Source organism: Collinsella aerofaciens (assembly GCF_005845035.1).
Classification (GTDB): domain Bacteria; phylum Actinomycetota; class Coriobacteriia; order Coriobacteriales; family Coriobacteriaceae; genus Collinsella; species Collinsella aerofaciens_I.
This window is the reverse complement of sequence record NZ_SPFO01000022.1, coordinates 1-3,883: the sequence shown is the minus strand read 5'-3', so window position 1 is coordinate 3,883 and position 3,883 is coordinate 1. Positions and strand designations below refer to the sequence as shown.

Below are 3,883 nucleotides of genomic sequence, written 5' to 3'. Positions count from 1 at the left end.
CGCCGACGCCCATCAGGAACACGGCGTCGTAGCCCTCGTCGGCGACCTTGTCGGCGAGCGCGGTCATCTTCTTGCCGGTCTCGTAGAGCGCCTTACCGTCCTCGAGATAGCCCTCCTGGTCGAAATGCATGATCTCGATCTTCTCGGTTTCCTTCATTTGTCTCTCCTTTCTGGGGTTGTTTCCACATCCCCCATGCCAACGGGCATCAAAACCCGCTTACATTCCGTAACACTCGGCCTCTTTGGCCTTAAGCGCATTGACTGACTCTTCGTAGCCCTCTGCCTTGACCTCCATTTGCTTGGAGACGGCATCGAGATACGGGTGCACGTCCCATGACTTCAGACGCTCGGCGATCATTGCCGCAATCGTCTGGAAGAACACAAGATTGGGAATTGCGCTGAGCAGCGGAGCCACCTGAGGCACCGCAACCTCGTGAGCCTTGCCCTTGGGATGGGCCGTGAGCAGCACCGTTTTTGTCGTAACGTTCGATAGCGCATCGGCGATATTCGCAAGACGCTCCGACCCCTGCGGATCGTCGACAATAAACACCAGATAGCCCGGAACGATCTGCATCTCGGGACCGTGGACGAACTCCTCGCCTTCGTGATGCATGGCAGGAATCTTGATGGTCTCGCTCAGCTTGAGCGCTGCCTCCTCGGCAACACCGTAGTTGGGGCCGTTGCCGACGACCATGGCGGGCATGTGCTCAGAAAGCTCGAGCATGTGGCCTTGGACATATGCCTCGGCGGTCTTGCACATCACGGCATTGGCCTGGATAGCCTCGCGCAGGTCGTCAAGACGCTGGGCAACGCCCTTGGCGTCAATCGTTCCGCGCGCCTGACCGCCGTAAATACCAAAGAGCACCAGGTACTCAACGAGAACCTCGACGCCCAGAGTCACAAAGTCCACCGACTCGACGCCCACACCGTAGTCAAGAACGATGTCAGTGTGCTCCTTGATGGGTGCCTCGACGTTTGCCGTAAGCGCAACTGCAGCCATATCGTGTGCGCGCATGTAATCGAGCGCCGCAATCGTATTGGTCGAATAACCACTCTGCGAGACGGCGATGTTGAGCGCATGCTGCGGATAGGTGTGTTCAAAATCGACGAAGGCCTCGGGCGTCACAACGGACACTTGCATCTGCAGCGCATCTTGCAGGTAATCGCGGGCGCAATCGGCGGCATGGCGCGACGAACCCGAAGCAACGATGCGCAGCGCGTCAAAAGAACCGGACTGGAAAATATCAACGAGCTGCGCCACCAGCTCAGACGAACGCTCGAGGTTCTCTCCCATACGCACATGGGCGAGTTGAACGTAATCGAGCATCTTCATCGTCTCACCTCGCAACAAATCATTAGTATTTGATACCAATCACGATTACAGGTTACGGCTTTTTGATACCTCTTTGTCGATTAATTTATTCCCTTCGGCGAACGGTCGATTTTGAGCCCTGTAAGGTTGTATATACAGCTGACCCAACGAATCAAAATTCCGTCAGCTTTTCAGCCCGTTATGCAAAAAAACCAGCTAGTACGTATAGGTATATCCACCCGCATCACCGCGGTTAAACGACTTGACGTACTCGATCGCCTGGCCGCTCGCATCGAAGCTCACGCACTCAAGCGTCAAGGCAAGATCGCCCTGCTCCAGTCCAAGCAGGCCGGCGTCTCGTGCGCCCAGCGCTTCGATATCGAGCTTTTCCTGTGCCATGACCGGCTTTCGGCCCAACATCTCATAGGTCTCGTACAAACTGAAGACCGACACGTCAATATCTTCGATTGTGGGAAACAGCAGGCACGGGATGAACGCCATCTCAATTGATGCGGGATCGCCGTTGACGCAGTTCAAACGCCGAATCGAATACAGCAAATCATCCTCGGCAATGCCAAACAGGTTGGCATAATATGGGCCTGCATAGCGTTTGGAGCGCGCGAGGATGCGGACGGACGGCTCGCCGCCCGAAGCACGGACCGATTCACGGAAACCGCCCGTGCGTTCAAAAAAAGCAGGTACTTTCTGTGCCACAAAGGCACCTTTTCCCCGAACACGGCGAATCTGCCCGCGCCGAACCAGCTCATCGACAGCGCTTCGGATGGTCAAGCGTGTCGTACCAAATTCCTCGGCGAGGTCTTTTTCGGACGGAATCATGGAACCCGTGGAATATGTACCGCGCTCGATACGCTCCTCGATGCGGCGTCGAATGCGCATATAAACCGGGGTGGCATCTACTGTTTCAGCCATTGTTCACCTGCCACGCTCCTCATGCCGTTCTCTTCGCCGTTATCGGCAAAGCGGAACTTTGTGGGCAAAATCACCGATTTGCAATGCTCCACAAAACGCATGTCCCTATCAAATTCGATCGAGCTCTCATAGAACACCGGCGTTCCCTCTTCTTGCTGGAGCAGCTCGGCCTCTTCGACGTTCAAACGCGAGATGGAGATATGCTCACGTCCATGCTCAACACGCACGCCACCTTCTTTGAGCAAGACATCGTAAAGGCTCTCGCACTCAAAATCGTGCTCGGTAAGCGATGGGCACAGGGACAGGTTAACGTGAGCCGTCTCGATTGACGCCGGCTCGCCCTCAATGAGACGGACGCGCTGCATACGAAGCAAGGGAGCGCCTACGGCCACCCCAAGCTTGTCGGCAAGCGTCTCATCCGCCCCGACAGTCTCGGTGGAAACCAAGCGAGAGGAGGGGTGCAAGCCGGCAGTCCGCACGGCATCGGAGAAGTTATACGTTTCCTGGAAGATATTCTGTGGTTTGGGAGGACACACATACGTGCCCGACCCGCGGCGGCTCTCGAGCGTTCCACACGAGATGAGCCGCGTGATGCCAGCACGTAACGCCGTACGCGAAACGCCGATATCTTCGCACAGCACACGCTCGGCCGGCAGACGATCGCCGCCGGCAAGCTGATGGTGCTGGATGTACCAAAGAATCCCCTCAACAGCACGGTCTTTGGGGGGAATTGCATAAGATTCGCCTGCCATTGCACAGACTCCTCATTCAAAAATGTATGTCACCAGAATTAGGCCAGCCCTCCCATGGCATCAAACTCGGCCTTGATTTTCTCGGCGACATTCCGATACGACTTATATAGGTTTGAATCGCGTTTGACTTCGTCGGTCATAACGGGAATCTCTAATTTGGAAACCTCGTCTTTTCCCGTCTGAACCGCCACGACAACGCCCATACCAAGACACATATTACGCTTGGCAGCGTTTATTTTTGCCGCCTTCGCGGGATTTGCCAGAATACGCTGGGCAAATTCCTGTTTTGAAGGCGTCTCGTCAGCCTCCGGATCGCCAGCCTCGGCCACCTCGCACTGCAGAACATCCGCATAGTCAAAGATCTTCGGCTGCGCACCGCGCTGATGCACGGCCCACTTGCGACGCGTAGCATCCTGGTAGATAGCAGGCAAAAACGTAAACCGCGGCGGGTCCAAAATCGTATCGGTTATGGTAAACACACCGGGGTCAAAGGCATCCTGCGGGTTTTTCTTCTTGAACAGCCCCATATCAGCCTCCCGAACTAGCATTAAACAACTCAAGCCGAATATAGCACCAATTTCAAGCCGACGCTTTAGCGCGTCGGTGCGTGGTGCCTATGGCTCGCTCAGCGGGGTAATACGGGCGAGGGCCGGGGTGGTTGGTATAGGTTTTGGAAGTGGGCTCCGCGAACTTCCAAAACCTATACCAACCACCCCGGCCCCGGCGATGTATTCTGGGCTGACCAAAGGAGGATGGACAGTCTCCAAGGCCATAACAACAAAATCCCTATTACATAAAAAGAATCAGACCCCGCAAAACGAAACGGTCGAGAGGCCCTGCTCCGGGCGGGTTGCCTTGCTCCGGGAAGTTCGCGAAGCCCACTTCCCGG

At 55.8% G+C, this 3,883-nt stretch carries 4 protein-coding genes; all 4 read right to left on the bottom strand.

From position 1 onward, the window contains the following. Positions 1–217: 217 nt before the first annotated feature. The 4 genes from FGQ67_RS08720 to FGQ67_RS08705 all read right to left on the bottom strand — a co-directional run bounded on the left by FGQ67_RS08720 (position 218) and on the right by FGQ67_RS08705 (position 3,521). The gene (locus tag FGQ67_RS08720; RefSeq protein WP_138341421.1) at positions 218–1,333 is read right to left on the bottom strand and encodes an SIS domain-containing protein; all 1,116 of its coding nucleotides are present in this window, start codon (positions 1,331–1,333) and stop codon (positions 218–220) included. A gap of 195 nt (positions 1,334–1,528) precedes the next feature. Beyond that, positions 1,529–2,242 (bottom strand): GntR family transcriptional regulator, encoded by a 714-nt coding sequence (locus FGQ67_RS08715; protein WP_138341419.1) that lies wholly within the window; start codon positions 2,240–2,242, stop codon positions 1,529–1,531. Next, on the bottom strand, positions 2,227–2,994 hold the full coding sequence (locus tag FGQ67_RS08710) for a GntR family transcriptional regulator (RefSeq protein WP_138341417.1): 768 nt from the start codon (positions 2,992–2,994) through the stop codon (positions 2,227–2,229). Before FGQ67_RS08710 ends, FGQ67_RS08715 begins: the two co-directional genes overlap by 16 nt. Before the next feature lie 38 nt (positions 2,995–3,032). Further along, positions 3,033–3,521, bottom strand: coding sequence for a hypothetical protein (locus tag FGQ67_RS08705; protein WP_138341415.1), 489 nt, complete (start codon positions 3,519–3,521; stop codon positions 3,033–3,035). Positions 3,522–3,883 lie beyond the last annotated feature (362 nt).

What these genes read in the sequence shown, in the direction of transcription:
- FGQ67_RS08720 (WP_138341421.1), bottom strand. Translation starts at nt 1,333, where the DNA reads ATGAAGATGCTCGATTACGTTCAACTCGCCCATGTGCGTATGGGAGAG.
- FGQ67_RS08715 (WP_138341419.1), bottom strand. Translation starts at nt 2,242, where the DNA reads ATGGCTGAAACAGTAGATGCCACCCCGGTTTATATGCGCATTCGACGC.
- FGQ67_RS08710 (WP_138341417.1), bottom strand. Translation starts at nt 2,994, where the DNA reads ATGGCAGGCGAATCTTATGCAATTCCCCCCAAAGACCGTGCTGTTGAG.
- FGQ67_RS08705 (WP_138341415.1), bottom strand. Translation starts at nt 3,521, where the DNA reads ATGGGGCTGTTCAAGAAGAAAAACCCGCAGGATGCCTTTGACCCCGGT.